The sequence below is a fragment of the Paenarthrobacter sp. TAF1 genome (genome assembly GCF_052113825.1).
Lineage (GTDB): Bacteria > Actinomycetota > Actinomycetes > Actinomycetales > Micrococcaceae > Arthrobacter > Arthrobacter nicotinovorans.
In genome coordinates this window covers 47158-65292 of the sequence record NZ_JBFRDO010000013.1, presented here as the reverse complement: position 1 = coordinate 65292, position 18135 = coordinate 47158, and the positions used below count along the sequence as shown (strand labels likewise).

Below are 18135 nucleotides of genomic sequence, written 5' to 3'. Positions count from 1 at the left end.
ACCGATGATCAGGTTCAGGGAGATTCCCGGCCTTCAGGAAACTACGGCTGCGGGGCTACTTCTTGGCGCCCTTTTCCCAGCCGAGGGTGGTCCAGTCCGGAACGTTGGAGAGGCTCTTGAACAGGGACGGGCCATAGTTGGCCAGGCCCTTGTGCACGAACTGGATCTCCGGGCCGTTCAGCACGGTTCCCATGGAGAAGTACTTCTCCATGTGCTTCTTTTCGACGTCCATGGCCGCTTTGTTGCGCTCCGTATCGTCGGCGATGGTGGCAAGGCGCTTGATTTCGGCGTCGAGCTCAGCATCGCCCAGGCCGTTCTCGTTGGTGGTGGAGTCGTAGTACTGCTTCACGGCGTCCGTTGCGTCCGCACCCACGGTGTAACCGGAGATGGTCACATCGAACTCGCGGGATCCAACCACCTTGCCGAAGTCGGCGTCACCGCGCTGGTCAATGCCAACATCCATGCCGGCTGCCTGAAGCTGCTTCTGCAGGGTCTGGGAGGTTGCAGCCGTGGTGGGATCGTCACCGAAGTTGGTGATCTTGAAGGAGACCGGAACGCCGTCCTTGGCCATGATTCCCTTGTCGTTGGCCGTGTAGCCGGCGTCAGTCAGGACCTTCTTGGCAGCCTCAGCGCCCGTATCCTTCACGGGGTAGTTGTCCTGGTAGTACTCGGAGAACGGCATGAGCATCATGGAGCCCGAGCTCTCTTCGGACCAGTTCAGGCCGTTGAAGCGGACGTCGCGGATGGCCTTGCGGTCCACGGCGGTGAAGATTGCCTTACGCACGGCAACGTCCGTCAAGGCCGGGCGCTTGGCGTTCAGGTTCAAGCCACCAGCGAAGAGGCGCTGGCCGCGGCGAACGTCAGCGTCCTTGGTGCCCTCGAGCTGCTTGTAACGGCCAAGAGTACGGCCGCTCGTCGCGTCGATCTCACCATTCTTGAACGCTGCGATGGTTGCGCTCGGCTCCATCTGGCGCCAGATGACCTTCTCGAGAACCGGCTTCTGGCCCCACCATTTGTCGTTCGGGACCATCGTGACGGTCTTGGCAGTGGTGTCGTAGTTCTCCACCTTGAACGGACCTGCCATCCATTCAGGGTGCATTTCTCCCGCGAAGCCCTTGTTGAAAATCTCGGGTGTATTGATGGCGGGGTGGATCAGGCCGAAGAAGAGACCTTCAAGGGGGAAGACGGGCTGGGTTGTGGTGACGATGACTTCTTTGTCGTTGGCACCGGCCTTGACCGAATCCACGAAGGCGTAGGCACCAGCGGTGACGATGTCGATGGACTTGTCTTCGCCGCGGAGCATCTTCCACGTGTTCTCGAAGGTCTTCACATCAATGGGAGTGCCATCGTTCCAGGTCGCCTTGTCGTTGACCTTGATGGTGATGGTCTGCTTGCCGTCCTTGACTTCGCTGGTCACCGATTCGCAGAAGTCCTTGTTCGGCTCTGCCTTGCCGTTGAAGTCCAACTTCCAGCAGCCGCCGATGCCGCCGCTGCTGATCGCAGCGGTGTTGACCGGAGTCATCACGGCCGAAGTATCAGCGCTGTTGCCCACGTTGGAGAAGCCGTTGAAGTCCGGGCCAATGCTTCCGACGGCCAAAGTGACCGTGCCGCCCTGTTCCAGATCCTTTGCTTCTTTGGCGTTGACGCTAATCAGTTTGCTGATGTCGCCGCCACTCTCTTCTGCCTTCTGGGAGGCAGGACCCGACGGCGTTCCCCCGCCGCAAGCGGTCAGCATGAGCGTTGCTGCGAGTGCTACGCCGCCGATCGTCGTGTACTTCTTCATGGTTTGCCCTTCATGTTTACGACTGAAATAACTTTGCGAGTTGAGACCAGGGATTTATTCAATGCGTCATATGTCGTCAGGCATGCACCACCAGCATCTCGGCATCCAGCTCTCCGTCCGGGAAGAAGCAGGCAAAGTCCTGCGCACCCTCCGCCTCGGAAGTCAGTGGCGGCTCCAGAGTAAGGCACTTCTCCTGCTTTGCGGCAGGAAGCGCGGCAAACACCGGGCAACGTGTAGCGAAGTTACAACCCTTGGGCGCATCAAGCGGGCTGGGCAGGTCACCCTGCAGGATGATGCGTTCGCGGGTACGTTCCAGGTTCGGGTCCGGAACCGGGATCGCGGACAGCAGGGCCCGGGTGTAGGGGTGCCGCGGGTTGTCGAAGACGTCGTCCACGTTCCCGGTTTCCACGATCTTGCCCAGGTACATCACGGCCACCCGGTCCGAGATATGGCGGACGACCGAGAGGTCGTGGGCGACCATGAGGTAGCTGAGGCCAAGTTCGGCGCGGAGCTTGTCCAGCAAGTTGATGACCCCGGCCTGGACGGACACATCCAGCGCGGACACGGGTTCGTCCAGGACAACCAGCTTGGGGTTGACTGCGAGCGCCCGGGCTATGCCGATGCGTTGCCGCTGGCCGCCGGAGAACTGGTTGGGGAAGCGGTTGACGTGGTCAGGCTGCAGGCCCACCAGCTTCATGAGTTCCATGATGCGTTTCCTGATGGCGGCCTTGGGCATTCCCAGGTTCTCCAGGGGCTCGGCCAGGACCTCGTACACGGTGAAGCGTGGGTCCAGGGCACCCGTGGGGTCCTGGAAGACCATCTGCATTTCCTTGCGCATGGCCATTTTGGTCTTGTGGTCGGTGGCTACCTTGTTGCTGACACCGCCGATGACCACTTCGCCCACCTGGTCCGGGTGGAATTCCATGATCTCCAGGAGCGTGGTGGTCTTACCGCAGCCGGACTCACCCACGATCGAGACACACTCGCCCTCGCGGATATCGAAGCTGAGCCCGTCCACGGCCTTGACCGTGCCGATCCGCCGTTTGATGAGAGCACCCTTCAGCAGGGGGAAGTGCTTCTTGACGTCCTTGAGTTCCAGGACCTTGTCGCGTTCGGTGCGGGCAACGCCGTCGAACTTGGAAACCGGTTTGGGCGGCGCGTGGAAAATCCGGTGCGCGTCCGCATTGCCGGAAAGCTCGCCGGATTTGATGCAGGCTGCCTTGTGGTCCAACGTCCCGGTCTCGGATCCGGGTACTGAAATGAGCTCCGGCTCGCCGTGCAGGCAGGCGTCGCTGACCATGGGGCAACGGGCCGCGAAGGAGCAGCCTGTCACCGGCAACGCGAGGTTGGGTGGGGTCCCCTCGATGGGAACCAGCGACTGCTTGGTGGCTGTGTCCACGCGCGGGACAGCACCCAGCAGGCCCAGCGTGTAGGGCATCCGGGGGTTGTAGTAGATGTCCTCCACAGTGCCGGTCTCCACGGGCTTGCCCGCGTACATGACCATGATGTCGTCGGCCATGCCGGCGACCACGCCGAGGTCGTGCGTGATCATGACGACGGCGGCGCCGGTCTCCTCCTGCGCGGTGTGCAGGACTTCGAGCACCTGCGCCTGGATGGTGACGTCGAGCGCCGTCGTGGGTTCATCAGCGATGAGTACCCGCGGATCGTTGGCGATCGCGATGGCGATCATGACGCGCTGGCGCATACCACCGGAGAACTCGTGCGGGAAGGCCTTCAGCCTGTCCTTGGGGCTCGGGATCCCCACCATACGCAAGAGGTCGACGGCGCGGGCTTCTTTGGCCTGCTTGCTCATGGTCGGGTTGTGGACCGTCAGCGCCTCGATGATCTGGTTGCCCACTGTATAGACGGGCGTCAGGGAGGACAGCGGATCCTGGAACACCATGGCGATGTCGCTGCCGCGGTGCTTGCACATTGCTTTGTCGCTCAGGCCAAGGAGTTCCTTGCCCTTGTAGCGGACGGAGCCTGTGATGTCAGCGGTTTCGGGGAGGAGACCCATGATGGCCATGGACGTCACGGACTTGCCGGAGCCGGACTCGCCCACGATGCCCAGGGTCTTGCCCGGCATGAGGTCGAAGTCGACGCCTCGGACAGCATGGACCACGCCGTTCTCGGAGTTGAAGCGGACGTTCAGGTCGCGGACGCTGAGGACGGCGTCGCCGGGGGCGTAAAGTCCGGCGTCGCGGAGGCGCTCGGCGGGAGTGGTGTTGGTGCTCATCAGTTGGCCACCTTCGCAGTCTGGGGCTTGGTCCGCTTCGCCCGGCCGATGGAGCTGGAGCTGGGGTCGAAGGCGTCACGGAGTCCGTCGTTCATCATGGCCAGCGAACCGGTCAGCAGGAACATGACGGTGAGCGGGACCCAGAACATCCACGGGAAGGAGGACACCTGGCCCGTAGCCTGGCCGATCAGGACACCGAGGCTGACGTCAGGGAGTTTGATGCCGATGCCGATGAAAGAGAACGCCACTTCGGCCAGCACGGCACCGGTGATGCCTCGGGTGAAGTCGAGGACCAGCAAGGAGCCGATGTTCGGAACCAGGTGGCGCCACACGATGCGGCGGGAGGGGACCCCCATGTACTTGGCGGCTTTGACGTAGTCGCGCTGCATGAGCGACATCGACAACGAGCGCACCAGACGGGCGGTACCCATCCAGCTGAAGAACAGCAGGACGACGATCAGCAGCAGCCAGCTGGGAAGGTTCTTGAGCCCGCCGCTGCCGCTGGTGGCCACCGCCACTACCAGGATGGCGGGCATCATGATGAGCGCCTCCAGGATGAACAGCATGGTGGCATCCACCTTGCCGCCAAAGAAGGCCATGGTGCAGCCGTAGACCGCCGAGATCACGACGGACACGCCGCCCACGATCAGGCCGATGAAGATCGAGATCCTGGTGCCCTCGACAATGAGCGCCATGAGGTCGATGCCGGCCTGCGTGGTGCCCAGGAGATGATCCGGCGACGGACCCATGCCGATGTTCAAAGGATCGATGGTGTCCTTGTCCCATGGAGTCAGGAATCCGCCGAACAGGGAGAACAGGAACAGCGCCACGAAGATGAACAAACCGGCGACGGCGGTCCGGTTCCGCATGAAGCGACGGAAGATGATCCGGGACTTGCCGATGACGACGTCCTGGTCGGCTACACGGGACTCGTCGATTTCGGCGATCGGGTCAATGATGTTTGTCATTACTGGACCCTCACTCGTGGATCGACCAGCGTGGTGGCGAAGTCGGCCAGGATGGCGCCGATTGCGAAGATGACTGAGCCATAGGCCAGCGTGGCAGTGGCAACGTTGACGTCCTGCAGGCCGATGGACTGGATGCTCCACAGGCCGATGCCCGGCCAGGCGAAGATGGCCTCGGCGAAGAAGCCGCCCGTGAAGATGGCGGGAATGGTGAATGCGATGCTCTGGGCCACCGGGATGAACGAGACACGCAACGCATGCTTTCGGATGGCCTGGTTGCGGGTGAGCCCCTTGGCCCGGGCAGTGCGGACGAAGTCTGCGTTTACGTTGTCCAGGAGGTATTGCCGCTGGGCGATCTGGTAACCGGCCCAGCCGAAGACGGTCATCGCGAAGGTGGGCACGGCGTAGTGGGCCACAAGGTCAACGAAGGCGGGCCAACCCGGGTCTATTCCCGGCGTCGAAATTCCCGTCACGAAGAAGATGCGCTCGCCGACAGCCTCATTGATGCTGATGGCACCCAGCTGCACCAGGAAATAGGCAATGGGCGCGGGAAGGATGTGGACCAAGTAGCTGTAGGACGTGATGGCGCGGTCCTGGAACTTGTATTGCCGTGCTGCGGAGTAAACGCCCAGCGCCACTCCGATGATCAACGTCAGGATGATCGAGGCGATGAACAACCGGGTGGAGACCATGACGCGGTCCGCGAACTCTGCGTTGACGTACGCGCCGTTCGGGCTGCGGCCCCAGTCCCAGCGGGTGACGATGCCACCGAGCCACTGGATGTAGCGTTCCCAAGGGTTCAAGTCCGGGTCCAAGCCCAGTCCACGGAAAGACGCAGCTACCTGCTCAGGGGTTGGCCGGGGGATCTTCTCTTGTTCCAGGACGGCCGGTTTAAGCGATGAGACGGCCAGGAAATACCCGGCGCTGGTGGTCAGGAAGATCATGATCAGGTAGATGCCTGAGCGCTTCAGCAGATATTTCAGCATGTCGGGTGGCTGCCCCGAATCGTGGCAAAACTCAAAGCTCGTCCTTCCGCGGTTCCCGGCTGTGGCCGGCGTCAGCTACGAATTGATGCAGCGGGTTCTTGGTGTCCCCCACACCCCCTTCAGTGATCACCAGCCCTGTATGGCATGCGTCACATTCAAGAGGAAACTACCACAATAACTGCTTCACGTTTTGCTTCCGGGCGGCCAGTTTCGCGCCTGCAGCCAGATTGTTATGTGCAGACTGCGTCACGAAAACGGCGACGACGCCACTTGGGAAGCCATAAGCCGGGACCCCAGCGGGAACTTCGAGCTAGGTGGTCTTCAGGAGCCGGGTGATGAGTTCACGCCAGGAGTCCGTGAGGCGCCGCGGCGAAATGCCCCGAACGCGCACGTCGTCGACGATCCGCTCAGGGTCCAGGGCGTAGGTCAGGGACATGGCCATAACCCAGGGATCCGCGATGCCCGCCTCCCGCAGCAGGACCTCCATGTGCCGGTGCGAAAGCTTCGTCGCGGGGACATCGAATCTGTTGCGGGTTGCCGCGCCGGCAGCCTTCAGAAGCTCACCGTTTTCCAGGACGAAATAGATCCGCCCTTCACCGAAAGCCACCAAGCGGTCTTCTGGCGACGCGCCCGGGCCCAACGGCGGAGGCCCGAACATGAAGCCGCGCTGGAATTCGGACTCGGCGTCACTGAGCAGGGTCATCATGAGCCCGGCCCGGCTGCCAAACCGCCGGAAGACGGTGCCTTTGCCCACCTTCGCTTTGCACGCGAGGGCGTCCATGGTCAGCGCGTCGGCGCCGAACTCGTCCACCAGCTCACGGGCAGCGCACAGCAAGCGCTCGCGGTTCCGCGCGGCGTCGCTGCGTTCGTGCGGCAGTCCTGGCGTCCCCAAGGGCGCGTCAGGCTGGAGGGGGATGAAGCTCACAAGAAACATTCTAGACCCGGGAATAGAAACCGGACCGTAGTCCGTTTAGTATCGGTGAAGGCTCCAAAGCCCCAGAAACCGCAGGCCGGGTTCCCACAGACCCGGCCAGACACAAGGAGACAGCATGTCCAAGAGCACCGTTCTGACCCTCGTCGGCAGCCTCCGCGCCGATTCCCACAACAAGAAGCTCGCCGAAGCCATCCAGCTGAACGCGCCCGAGAACGTTGACGTCCAGATCCACGACTCCCTGGGCAACATCCCGTTCTACAACGAGGACATCGACGTCGAAGGCCAGGTTCCCGCCGAAGCCGCAGCCCTCCGCGCCGCAGCAAACGACGCCGACACCATCCTGCTGGTCACCCCCGAGCACAACGGCACTGTCCCCGCTTCGCTGAAGAATGCCATCGACTGGCTGTCCCGCCCCTTCGGCGCCGGCGCCCTCTCCGGCAAGCCGACCGCCGTCGTCGGAACCGCCTTCGGCCAGTACGGCGGAGTCTGGGCACAGGACGAAGCCCGCAAGGCTGTCGGCATTGCCGGCGCGAAGGTCCTCGAAGACGTGAAGCTGGCCGTCCCGGGGTCCATGATCCGCTTCGCTGAACTGCACCCCAAGGACGACGCCGAGGTCGTAGAGCAGATCAAGGGCATCTTCGAGCCGCTGACCGCCGCCCAGGAGGACGAAGAAGCAGCAGCCTAGTTTTCCGGTTGCCCTGCCCCCGCTCCGCTTCTTGCGGGGTGGGGGCATTCGTCTTTCCGGCCGTCAGTCTTTCCGGCCGACGCCGGGGTGCGTGATCAACTCTTGTCCGAACCGTCACCATAGCGGCATTACGCGCTCCGGGATCCCGTCCTAACGTTGGAAGTACAGGTGGACGGACAGGAGCGCGGGGCTGTCATGCATGCCGGACGGGGAACCAGGAGTACGACGGCGATCACAGCTGCGTGCCTCGGTTTGGCGCTCTGGTTGGCCGGCTGCACCCCGGCCCCGGAAGCTGTCACGTCACCAACGCGCACCTCCCTCCCCACGGTCACCCTGCCATCGCCTGCCGCACCCAGCCTGTCCGCGGCTCCTGCCCCGTCCACTGACCCGCCTGCTGCCGTTGCCTCGGCTGCGGGGATTCCCTCGGTTGCCGTCCCAGCGGCACCGCCTCCTGCAGCACCATCCCCTGACCCCACTGCGACTGCTGCTCGTGCCCCTTCTTCGGCTCCGTCCAGCGGCCCACCGGGTACGAACACGCCGCTTCCCGCCGTCGAGCCTTCGCCTGAACCCGGCACCAGCGCCCCCGAACCATCAGCGACGGCCACGGTAGTCCCGGTGGGTTCCGGCGGTTCCGGCCCGGCGGTGTACTACGTCGCTATCGACGACGGCGGGGCGCGCGGCGTGCGGTTCGGCTGCAACGACAGCCTGGTTCCGGTACGTGGAGTGGAAGTTCCGGGCGATCCTTTGTCCGTGGCCCTGGGGCGCTTGCTGGAAGCCGGCATGCCCGTGGACAGCGACGCTGCTCTCTACGACTCGCTCGCGGACTCTTCGCTGAAATTTCTTTCCGGCTACATGAGTGGATCCACGGTTGTGGTGAACCTCAGCGGATCACTCCGACCCGCCGGAGTCTGCGACATTCCCCGGATCCAGGCCCAGCTGACCCACACCGTTGTATCGGCCACGGGGGCGTCGCGGGCCGAGATCTACGTCAACGGACGCACCCTCACGGAGGCACTGAGCGTGCGCTGAGGGTTGCGTTGCGTACGTGGCGGAGGGGCGGGAGCGGCTAGGCCGTTGCGATCGCCAGCACCCGCCTGAGAGCCCAGGCCACGCGCAACAAAGCCAGTACTGAGGCGAACGTCAGCAGTAAGGTCACAGCCTCGGGAATCCACAGGCCCGTCCGCGCGTCACCTTCGAGGACAACCGTGACCAACGCTGCAACCACCAGAAGTCCCAGCCCGGGAATGGCGAACAGGAACACTTCGCCGATCTGGCGGCGGTGGGTAGCTGACAGCCTCTCCAGCGGGAGCTCGCGCTGGCCCGGCGCAGACTTTTTCCCCAGCACATTGATCAGCATGGAGACACTCGTGAGGGTGAGCCCGGCTGTGGCTCCGGCCAAGGTGGCCAGAGTTTGAAACAAGGCCCGCCGCGCACCGGGGTCCACACGTTCCAGCAAGAGAGGTTGTCCGGCCATGGCAGCGATGCCCACCCAGAGGGTGAGGGCCAAGGCAGCCCACAGGTAGTCGGCTGTTGGATGCAGCAGAAACCAACGCCACAACGGCCTGCGGCGGCCAGGGCGGTCAACGTCAACCTCGTACAAGCTCATGACCCGACCCGTCCTGGGGCTCCCCGGCTCCTTCGGCTCTCACTACTGCCGCGGCGAGAGCTGCACGCACGGTGGCCATCCCGCCTGCGACCAGGTCCGGAACCAGACTGGAGTCAGCAGTTCCCTTGACGTCCGGCAACGTCCTGGCGAAGAACGGCTCGTTGTCCCTGGCCTGCCTGTTGAGGATCGCAATGGCCTCCGCAGTGGACTTCTGCGGGTCGTTGAAGACATCCGGGTCCACTTCGATGTGCGAGATGAACCGCTCCTTCAGCAGGTCCACCACCTCGCGGTCACCGGTCAGGGAGTCCTTTCCCTCCGCCACCACGTAGTCGAAATGCTCCACGGAACCTGCCTGGCGGAAAAGATCGATCAACCGTTGAATGCGCTCCCGGATCCGCCGCTTGTCACTGGCACTTCCTGACCTGCCGACGCTCAGGGAGATCCGGAAGGTTCCTTGGTTCATCAGGCGCGAGGCACTGTCCAGAACGTCAGCCCATTCGCCTTCCATCAGCTTTCCCGACAGACGCTCGGCGGGCAGGGCAAACTCGAAACGGCTCACCTCCAGCCGGTCAAGGATTTCCTCGATGTCTTCCCTCACCACGGGAACCAGAACGGGTTCCAATCCCAGCATCCCCTCCAGGTACTCCCCCATCCTGGACGCCCTGGGTCCGTTTCCAGTAGTGAGCACAGCCATCACGTTGCGCTTGAGGAAGGCGAAGTAGGTGGTTTCCAGCAAATGATCCCCGGGCCCCAGGGGCAACGGCTTCCGCCTGCCCAGCGCATCGCCAACACTGGGCAGATTGGTATCCCGGACGCGGTCGAGAAGCAGCACCGGATAGGGCGATGTTGCTACCGCCTGGGCAAGCATCACTGTCCCGTCCGCACTGGTGAAATGTCTGTCCGTTCCGGCTTCCCGGGCCTTCATCAGGACTTCGGCCACGCGGCGCGCTGGGAACGGACGGACGAGATCGGCGCCGTTCAGTTGCTCGATCCGCCAGAACTGCACACTGCGCCGTGCCATGCGCCCCTCCCTTCGCCGCGATGCCTTCTTTCTGTTCCCAAGCTATCGGCGGGGTCCGACATTAAAGCCGGGCACCGTCGTCGTGCGCTTAATGCCGGTTCACAGGCTGTATTTGGGACCCTGTTCGAATAACGCATCCATTTCGTCGTGGCTGCGGGTGCCGGCGAGACCTGCCCAATTTCCGTCCCCCAGAATCTCCTTGGCCACGCGCGCCACCTTGGCGTAAGCCGCCTTGGCCGTGTTGCCGCCGATGCTGACGCGACGGACACCGGCGTCATGCAGTTCAAGGGGCGACGGCGCCCCAACTCCAGCCAGCGCATTGAGCGGCGCCGGGATTTGGCTGGAAAGTTGGTGCAGGACGTGCAAATCAACGACGCCGGGCACGAAGATGCCGCTGGCCCCTGCGGTGAGGTACGACTCGGCACGGCGAAGGGTTTCCTCGTAGGCGGTGTCCGCGAAGCGGCCTGAAAGATAGGTGTCGGTGCGGGCATTGATGAACAACGGGATCCCGCGCTCGTCAGCGACCAGGCGGATCAATGCGATCCGGCGCGATTGCTCGTCGATGTCGGTGAGCGGCTCGGCAGCCGAGTCTTCGATGTTGATCCCCACGGCCCCGGCGTCCAGGACGGCGTGGACCGTGGCCCGGAGCTCGTCATCGGTACGTCCGTAGCCCGTTTCGATGTCCGCCGTGACCGGCAGCGTGGTCGCGCCCACCACCCGGCCCAGTGCGGCCATCGCCAAACCCCACGGCACATGGTCCCCATCCCGGAAGCCCAGGCTCCAGGATACGGCGGAGCTTGAGGTGGCGATCGCCGTCGCACCGGCTTCCTGGACGACACGGGCGGAGGCCGCGTCCCACACGTTCACGAGCACCAGCGGCGTGGGCCCGGCGTCGTGGAGTTTGTGGAACTGTTCGGCCTTGGTCACGGATCCCCGGTGCGCTGTCATAGCTACATTCCAACCGCTCACATCCGTGGCGTAAAGCTCGGCCTCAAAATGCATGTCGGATTCGAAAACAAGTGTTGCCTAATTAGCAACATCGGGGAGTATCCTGAGACTGTGACCCACGAAACATTGGATGCCGGCGCAACGCTGCCCGCTGAAGCCATCGACGCCATTGAGCGGGCCGCCACGGCCGCTCACCCGCACGAGGAACTGTTCTCCGCGCGGGCCGCCAACATCAAGCAATCCGCTGTCCGCGATGTCTTCGACATCTCCATGCAGCCGGGCCTTGTCTCCCTCGCCGGAGGCAACCCGTACCTGCAGTCCCTGCCCTTGGAGAAGCTCGGCCAGACTGCCGCGCGGATCATTGCTGAGGAAGGAATGACCGCCCTGCAATACGGCGGCGGCCAAGGCACGGAAGAACTGCGCGCGCAGATCTGCGACATCATGGCCGCTGAAGGAATCACCGACGCCCGGCCCGAAAACGTCGTCATCACGGCCGGATCGCAGTCCGCGCAGGATGTCGCCACCAAGGTCTTCTGCAACCCCGGAGATGTGGTCCTGGTGGAAAACCCCACCTATGTGGGCGCCCTGAACACGTTCGAGGCGTACCAAGTCCAAGTGGAACCCGTGGAAATGGACGACGACGGGTTGGTACCGGAGCTGCTCGCGGCCAGGATCGCGGCGCTCCAGTCAGAGGGCAAGAACATCAAGTTCCTCTACACGATTCCCAACTTCAACAACCCCTCCGGAATCACACTGGCGCAGGAACGCCGGCAGCGCATCGTCGACATATGCCGCGAAGCGAATATTATCGTTCTCGAGGACAACCCCTACGGACTCCTGCGTTTTGACGGTCATCCCATCGCCCCCATGCGTGCGGCGAACCCGGATGACGTGATCTACCTCGGGTCCTTCTCCAAGATTTTCGCCCCCGGACTGCGGATCGGCTGGGCGCTGGTTCCCGCCCATCTGCAACGGCGCTTCTACCTGGCGTCCGAGGCCGTGACACTCTGCCCGCCGCCGCTGAACCAGATGATCGTCTCGGCCTACCTGCGCGATTACGACTGGCAGGGACAGATCGACACCTACCGGACGCTCTACTCCGAGCGTTGCGAGGCCCTGCTGTCCGCGCTGGACGAGTACATGCCCGCGGGCCTCTCGTGGACCCGGCCGGCCGGCGGCTTCTTCGTGTGGGTCACTCTGCCCGAGGGCGTGGACACCTATCCGCTCCTCGGAAAGGCGATCGACACCGGCGTCGTCTTCATCCCGGGCGCAGCCTTCTCGCCCGCCGACGGCCCCTCCAACAAACTGCGCCTCGCCTTCAGCGCGGTGCCGCCGGATACCATTGCCGAAGGCGTGCGACGCCTGGCACCTGTCCTGGCAGAAGCCATCAAAGCCACCACTGAAGGAGCAGCACAATGACCGGAGTTGTGATTGTAGGAGTCGACGGCAGCGAGACGGCGATGAGGGCGGCGCAGGCAGCACAGCAGCTGGCGCTCGGACTGGGAGCCAGCCTGCGCGTTGTCAGCGCCTTCGACAGCAACCGGACCGAGGTGGTTGAAATCGGCACCGACAAGTGGATCGTGTCCGACGCCGCCGAAGCCGAAACCGTAGCCCGCACCGTTGCCGAGCGCCTCGCTCACGAAGGCCTCGAAGTGACCTACTCCGCAGCCCGCGGCAAGCCGGGCGAGGCCTTGGTCAAGGAGGCCGAGATGCAGAACGCCCGCCTGATCGTCGTGGGCAACCGACGCATGCAGGGCCTGGGCCGCGTCCTCGGCAGCGTTGCCAACACGGTAGCCCACACGGCCCCCTGCGATGTGTACATCGCCAAGACCGACCAGCCCTAAAGCGAGCTGAATCACTGCGCCGGGTGGGGAGACTCACCCGGCGTTTGGCGTATTTCGGGCCGGTCAGCAAACCGAACCGTTATAAAATCGAGATGCCCCCAATGGCGTGAGCCGCCATCCACTTCTCGATTTCAGGGGAACTTTCTTGCTTACCTTGCAGCCGCGCCAGCGCGTGGGCCACGACATCCTGCTTGCCCGCCACGGCAACACCATCAGCACCATGCGCTACGACCGCGCCAACAACCAGGTCATCGCAATGCTCGATGACGGCTCCTGGGACAGCGCTCCGAACATGATCACTCCGGGCCTCGAGATGCCCGAGACCATCGGCAGCGTGTTCCGCAAGGATTGGCGCTTCCTCTCCCTGGCCTGCGTTGCGATGGTCACCGTAGCGGCGGTTGCCATGGGTATCAGTGTTGAGCTGGCCAACCACATGTCGACGACCGAGCTCCAGGCACTGCTGGTGAACTACCCGGCGTTCTAGCCGAATTCAAGGGCTTCCCGGGCACCAGGCCGCCTGCGGCGGACCAGGAAGACCGTTGGCCCCACGGCCAGCCAGGCAGCGCCGAGCAAGTAGGGAGTTGGCCAGGTGCTTCCGGATTGCCACAGTCGACGGCGCAGAGCTCGTGGCGGACCGGCCTCCACGGCTGCGACTGCGCTGCTAGAGCATGAGCTCCCGCAGCAGCCACCACAGGCCTGCAATCACAATGCCACCGAACAATGATCCCGCTATGACCTGCCCCAGAGTATGGGCGCGAAGGACGAGCCGCGACCAGCCCACGGCAGGTACGAGCACCAGCAGCGGAAGCCACCCGGGACCGAACATGAGGATAGCGATGACCACGGCCGCCGCCAGTGCGGAAGCGTGCCCGCTCATCTTCCAAAAAGCACTGACAACAGCCAGAACCGCGATGCCCCCGATCAAGGCGATGATCATCACGGACACACTGACCGGCCCACCCAGCAACTGCAGCACGAACAATCCAAGCACCACGGATATGAGTGCCATCAGAAGCAACGCCGGCCTCTGCCGCCTGTCGCTGACATGGTGGTCGGTGATCCGGCCCAGCTTGACCATCACCAGGACATAGGCCAGTGGCAGCACGCAAACAAAAAACGCTCCCAGCAGCCCGAACCACATGGTTCCCGGGAATCCAGGCTCGATCGCAGGACTGATCAGCAGCAGGACCAGGACAACGGCCGGTGGCTGGAAAACCTCCGTCAGGACGCGGGCCAAGGTCCGCCACGGACCTGTCACCAGCTGGGGCGGCGTGTGGCCCGCTTCTGTCTTCTGTTCAGTCAAGCAGCAGCGCCGGTTCCTCAAGAATGGCAGCAACATCTGCCATGAAGCGCGCCGACAAGTCGCCATCGACCACCCGGTGGTCGAAGGAACCGCCAAGGGTGGTAATCCACCGCGGAATCACTTCGCCATCCAGAACCCACGGCTTCTGCTTTATGGTGCCGAAAGCAATGATCGCCACTTCGCCCGGGTTGATGATCGGTGTGCCGGTATCGATTCCCAGTGCACCGATGTTCGTGATGGTCAAAGTACCGCCCTGCATCTCGGCAGGCTGCGTCTTTCCCGCGCGGGCCTTGGTTGCCAGCTCATTGAGCGCCAGGGCAAGTTCCTTGAGGGAAAGGTCCTGGGCGTCCTTGATGTTCGGGACCATGAGGCCGCGCGGGGTAGCTGCGGCGATTCCCAGATTCATGAAGTGCTTGATCTGGATCTCGGCCCCGCCCTTGCCGTCAGCGTCCTCAACCCAGGTGGCGTTGACGCTGGGGTTTCGGGCTGCTGCCCAAATGACGGCCTTGGCCAGGATGAGCAGCGGAGAGACCTTAATACCTTCAAAATCACGCGAAACCTTGAGCCGCTTGACGAACTCCATGGTCCGGCTGGCGTCGACATCCACAAAGATGCTGACGTGGGGCGCCGAGAAGGCGGATTCCACCATGGCCTTGGCTGTGGCTTTGCGTACGCCCTTGACCGGCACGCGTTCGACCCGCTGCTCCTGCGGCTTCCTCGAGGCGCCCCAGAACGTGTCTGCCTGATCGAGCTCGGCGTCGCGCTGGGCCTGGTAACTCACCAGGTCCTCACGGGTCACTTCACCGCGTTGCCCCGTGGCCACGACATCGGCGAGGTCGATACCAAGGTCACGGGCAAACTTGCGTACCGGCGGCTTGGCCAGAACTTTGTTGACCAAACCGCTGATGGTGCCGCCGAAAGCCGCGCCTCGGGTGGCCGCGGGCTGCTGCGCAGGAGGTTGCGCCGCCGGGGCTGCCGGCGCCTGATGCAGGGGTTCGACGACGGCGCGGGCCTGCGTCGGGCGCTGCGAAACCGGCGCTTCGGCTGCTTTCGCTGCCAGGACCGCTTGGTTGTCCTGCACGGTTCCTTCAGCGTTTTCGGCGACTCCGGCAGCCTCAACCACAGCGCCGGCGGGGCGTTTGCGGGCACGGCGCTTGACGGCGTCGGCCTTGGGACCCGAACCGACCAGGGGGCCGCCGGCGGGCTGTTCGCCGGCCTCGGCGGTGAGCTTACCGTACAGGGGAGTGAACGTTTCCTCGGCGACCGCCGCAGGGGCCGGGGCGTCGGGGGCGGCTTGGGCGTCGCCGTCCTGACCTTCCGAGACAGCGATGATCGCCGTTCCCACCTCCACGGTTATGCCTTCTTCCACCAACAACTCCGTGACCGTGCCGGCAAAGGGCGACGGCAGTTCAACGAGGGACTTGGCGGTCTCGATCTCACAGAGAACGTCGTTGATCGCAACGGTGTCGCCCGGTTTGACCTTCCAGGCAACTACCTCGGCCTCGGTCAGGCCTTCTCCGACGTCCGGCAGGTTGAATTTCTTTACAGTCACAGGGGTCCTCGATTTTCCGGTTACCAGGCCGCGAAGCCGGGCAGGATCAGACGGGTTAGTAGGCCAGGGAGCGGTCTAGGGCTTCGAGGATCTTGTCGATGTCCGGCAGGTAATCCTCTTCCACCTTTGCAACCGGGTAGGGCATGTGGAAACCGCCCACACGTATGACCGGGGCTTCGAGGTGCAGGAACGCCCGCTCGCTGATGCGGGCCGCGATCTCACCACCGATGCCGCCAAAGGTCGGGGCCTCGTGCGCAACGATCAGCCTGCCGGTCTTTTTGACGGAAGCTTCCACGGTGTCAAAGTCCAAGGGTGAGATGGAACGGAGATCGATGACCTCGATACTCCGTCCGTCCTCGACGGCAGCGTTTGCAGCTGCCAACGCCACCGGTACCAGCGGGCCGTACGCGACGATGGTGGCGTCGGAGCCCTCCCGGACAACGTGCGCCTTGAACGGGTCCGCGGAAAGACCCGGGTTCTGGACATCAACCTCACCCTTGAGCCAGTAACGGCGCTTGGGCTCGAAGAAGATCACGGGATCCTGGCACTCGACGGCTTTCTGGATCATCCAGTAGGCGTCGTGGGCGTTGGAAGGGGTGATGATGCGCAGGCCCGCGGTGTGTGCGAACAAAGCCTCCGGCGACTCGGAGTGGTGCTCAATGGAACCGATACCTCCGCCGTAGGGAATGCGGATGACAACGGGAACAGTGAGCTTGCCCAAGCTCCGGGCATGGATCTTTGCCAGCTGCGTGGTGATCTGGTTGAAGGCCGGGTACACGAAGCCGTCGAACTGGATCTCGCAAACGGGCGAATATCCGCGAAGGGCCAAGCCGATCGCAGTACCCACGATCCCGGACTCCGCCAGCGGCGTATCCAGGACGCGGTCGTCACCGAATTCCTTGATGAGGCCGTCAGTGACCCGGTAGACACCACCGAGATGTCCGATGTCTTCACCCATCAAGAGTGATTTGGGGTTTCCCGTCAGAGTTGCACGGAGACCTTCGTTGATGGCCTTGGCAATGGTCATTGTTGCCATCAGTTGGCTGCCTCCTGGTCGCTTTCAAAGCCGGCAGAGTACTCCTCGAACCAGGCCAATTCCTCTGCAATCAGCGGATGTTGCTCGGCGTAGACGCTGGCGAACGCGTCGCGGATGTCGGGGACTTCCAGCCCGTGGGTGGTGCTGCGTACGTACTTGGCAAGTTCGTCGCCGTCGGCCTTGACCTGCTCGAAGAACGCCTCGTCGGCGAGTCCTTCGGCCCGAAGGTACTTTTCCAGGCGGTCCAGCGGATCCTTCTCGCGCCAGGCAGCCTCTTCGGCCGACTCCCTGTACTTGGTGGGATCATCAGCCGTGGTGTGGGCACCAACCCGGTAGGTGTAAGCCTCGATCAGGACCGGCCCGCGGCCCTCGCGGGCATGTTCCAGGGCCCACTCCGTGACGGCGTGGACCGCGATGACGTCGTTGCCGTCCACCCGGATACCCGGGAACCCGTAACCCTTGGCACGGTTGGCCAGCGGAACCTTGGTCTGGACTTCGGTCGGCACTGAGATGGCCCAGTGGTTGTTCTGGCAGAAGAACACCACGGGCGCGTTGTAAGACGCCGCGAAAACCATGGACTCGTGAACGTCGCCCTCTGAGCTGGCGCCATCTCCGAAGTAGGCGATGACTGCGGCTTTGGGGTCAGACGATTCCGTGGCAGCAGCAGCCTTCTGGTCCCGCTGGATGCCCATGGCGTAGCCGACAGCGTGGAGTGTCTGGGCAGCGAGTACCAGCGTGTACAGGTGGAAGTTGTTCTCGCGGGGATCCCATCCGCCGTTCGATACTCCACGGAACTGCTTCAGCAGCTCTGCGAGGTCCACGTTCCGGACCAACGCAACTCCGTGCTCCCGGTACGTGGGGAATATGTAGTCCTGCGGCTGGCTTGCGTGCCCGGAACCGATCTGGGCGGCTTCCTGGCCCGTCAAGGGAACCCACAAGGCGAGTTCGCCCTGGCGCTGGAGCGCGGTGGCTTCCTGGTCAAAGCGACGGATCCTGGCCATGTCGGTGTAGAACACCCGGAGTTTCTCGGGGTCGATCCGCTTGGCGTAGTCCGAGAAGATCGGGTCCGAACCCAGCGCCCCGTCGGGTCCGAGCAACTGCACCATTTCCGTAGGTTCGCCTGGTGCGGCTGCTAACGCGGTTGTCGCCGCGAGAGATTCTTCCGTCCCGGGGGGCAGTTGTGTCGAGCCCATTCCGTCTCCTTGCTTTGCCGTGGCAGGTTGCCGGGCAATTCTG

The 18135-nt window shown here is 63.6% G+C and carries 17 protein-coding genes; 5 read left to right on the top strand and 12 right to left on the bottom strand.

Features of this window, described 5'->3' with window-relative positions; translation table 11 throughout:
* Window positions 1-55: 55 nt before the first annotated feature.
* The 5 genes from AB4Y81_RS16035 to AB4Y81_RS16015 all read right to left on the bottom strand — a co-directional run bounded on the left by AB4Y81_RS16035 (window position 56) and on the right by AB4Y81_RS16015 (window position 6895).
* Window positions 56-1783, bottom strand: coding sequence for an ABC transporter family substrate-binding protein (locus AB4Y81_RS16035; protein WP_055973534.1), 1728 nt, complete (start codon window positions 1781-1783; stop codon window positions 56-58).
* Between the two features lie 76 nt (window positions 1784-1859).
* Window positions 1860-4019, bottom strand: coding sequence for a dipeptide ABC transporter ATP-binding protein (locus AB4Y81_RS16030; RefSeq protein WP_018779850.1), 2160 nt, complete (start codon window positions 4017-4019; stop codon window positions 1860-1862).
* Entirely contained in the window at window positions 4019-4987 is a 969-nt protein-coding gene (locus AB4Y81_RS16025) for an ABC transporter permease (RefSeq protein WP_441996248.1), read from the bottom strand. The genes AB4Y81_RS16030 and AB4Y81_RS16025 overlap by 1 nt, the downstream gene beginning before the upstream one ends.
* Complete coding sequence (locus tag AB4Y81_RS16020; RefSeq protein ID WP_018779848.1) at window positions 4987-5970, bottom strand: ABC transporter permease; 984 nt, start codon at window positions 5968-5970, stop codon at window positions 4987-4989. Before AB4Y81_RS16020 ends, AB4Y81_RS16025 begins: the two co-directional genes overlap by 1 nt.
* Before the next feature lie 310 nt (window positions 5971-6280).
* Entirely contained in the window at window positions 6281-6895 is a 615-nt protein-coding gene (locus AB4Y81_RS16015) for a TetR/AcrR family transcriptional regulator (RefSeq protein WP_055973619.1), read from the bottom strand.
* A gap of 124 nt (window positions 6896-7019) precedes the next feature.
* Here AB4Y81_RS16015 and AB4Y81_RS16010 point away from each other — a divergent pair, with 124 nt between their 5' ends.
* Both AB4Y81_RS16010 and AB4Y81_RS16005 read left to right on the top strand, forming a co-directional pair.
* Window positions 7020-7589 carry an NAD(P)H-dependent oxidoreductase gene (locus AB4Y81_RS16010; RefSeq protein WP_018779846.1) on the top strand — a complete coding sequence of 190 codons (570 nt, stop codon included), beginning with the start codon at window positions 7020-7022 and terminating at the stop codon, window positions 7587-7589.
* A gap of 168 nt (window positions 7590-7757) precedes the next feature.
* A complete protein-coding gene (locus AB4Y81_RS16005; protein ID WP_227453596.1) occupies window positions 7758-8618 on the top strand; it encodes a GerMN domain-containing protein in 861 nt (286 codons plus the stop codon).
* A 37-nt stretch (window positions 8619-8655) separates the two neighbouring features.
* Here AB4Y81_RS16005 and AB4Y81_RS16000 read toward each other — a convergent pair whose 3' ends face one another.
* The 3 genes from AB4Y81_RS16000 to AB4Y81_RS15990 all read right to left on the bottom strand — a co-directional run bounded on the left by AB4Y81_RS16000 (window position 8656) and on the right by AB4Y81_RS15990 (window position 11164).
* Entirely contained in the window at window positions 8656-9195 is a 540-nt protein-coding gene (locus AB4Y81_RS16000; RefSeq protein ID WP_110506035.1) for a hypothetical protein, read from the bottom strand.
* Window positions 9176-10216, bottom strand: coding sequence for a hypothetical protein (locus AB4Y81_RS15995; RefSeq protein ID WP_441996247.1), 1041 nt, complete (start codon window positions 10214-10216; stop codon window positions 9176-9178). Before AB4Y81_RS15995 ends, AB4Y81_RS16000 begins: the two co-directional genes overlap by 20 nt.
* Before the next feature lie 99 nt (window positions 10217-10315).
* Window positions 10316-11164: an isocitrate lyase/PEP mutase family protein gene (locus AB4Y81_RS15990; protein WP_055973546.1), complete on the bottom strand. Its 849-nt coding sequence runs from the start codon at window positions 11162-11164 to the stop codon at window positions 10316-10318.
* 111 nt (window positions 11165-11275) lie between these two features.
* Here AB4Y81_RS15990 and AB4Y81_RS15985 point away from each other — a divergent pair, with 111 nt between their 5' ends.
* The 3 genes from AB4Y81_RS15985 to AB4Y81_RS15975 all read left to right on the top strand — a co-directional run bounded on the left by AB4Y81_RS15985 (window position 11276) and on the right by AB4Y81_RS15975 (window position 13492).
* Window positions 11276-12583 carry an aminotransferase-like domain-containing protein gene (locus tag AB4Y81_RS15985; RefSeq protein ID WP_441996246.1) on the top strand — a complete coding sequence of 436 codons (1308 nt, stop codon included), beginning with the start codon at window positions 11276-11278 and terminating at the stop codon, window positions 12581-12583.
* Window positions 12580-13008 carry a universal stress protein gene (locus AB4Y81_RS15980; protein ID WP_441996245.1) on the top strand — a complete coding sequence of 143 codons (429 nt, stop codon included), beginning with the start codon at window positions 12580-12582 and terminating at the stop codon, window positions 13006-13008. Before AB4Y81_RS15985 ends, AB4Y81_RS15980 begins: the two co-directional genes overlap by 4 nt.
* 172 nt (window positions 13009-13180) lie before the next feature.
* Window positions 13181-13492 carry a hypothetical protein gene (locus AB4Y81_RS15975; protein WP_018779837.1) on the top strand — a complete coding sequence of 104 codons (312 nt, stop codon included), beginning with the start codon at window positions 13181-13183 and terminating at the stop codon, window positions 13490-13492.
* Between the two features lie 177 nt (window positions 13493-13669).
* Here the strand turns inward: AB4Y81_RS15975 and AB4Y81_RS15970 are convergent, their stop codons facing one another.
* Genes AB4Y81_RS15970 through pdhA form a run of 4 tightly spaced genes read right to left on the bottom strand, consistent with a single transcriptional unit; the run spans window position 13670 to window position 18092 of the window.
* A complete protein-coding gene (locus AB4Y81_RS15970; protein WP_039243369.1) occupies window positions 13670-14266 on the bottom strand; it encodes a phosphatase PAP2 family protein in 597 nt (198 codons plus the stop codon).
* A gap of 37 nt (window positions 14267-14303) precedes the next feature.
* Window positions 14304-15863 carry a dihydrolipoamide acetyltransferase family protein gene (locus AB4Y81_RS15965; RefSeq protein WP_441996244.1) on the bottom strand — a complete coding sequence of 520 codons (1560 nt, stop codon included), beginning with the start codon at window positions 15861-15863 and terminating at the stop codon, window positions 14304-14306.
* Between the two features lie 55 nt (window positions 15864-15918).
* Window positions 15919-16899, bottom strand: coding sequence for an alpha-ketoacid dehydrogenase subunit beta (locus AB4Y81_RS15960; RefSeq protein WP_018779834.1), 981 nt, complete (start codon window positions 16897-16899; stop codon window positions 15919-15921).
* Complete coding sequence (gene pdhA, locus AB4Y81_RS15955) at window positions 16899-18092, bottom strand: pyruvate dehydrogenase (acetyl-transferring) E1 component subunit alpha (RefSeq protein WP_026267455.1); 1194 nt, start codon at window positions 18090-18092, stop codon at window positions 16899-16901. The genes AB4Y81_RS15960 and pdhA overlap by 1 nt, the downstream gene beginning before the upstream one ends.
* Window positions 18093-18135 lie beyond the last annotated feature (43 nt).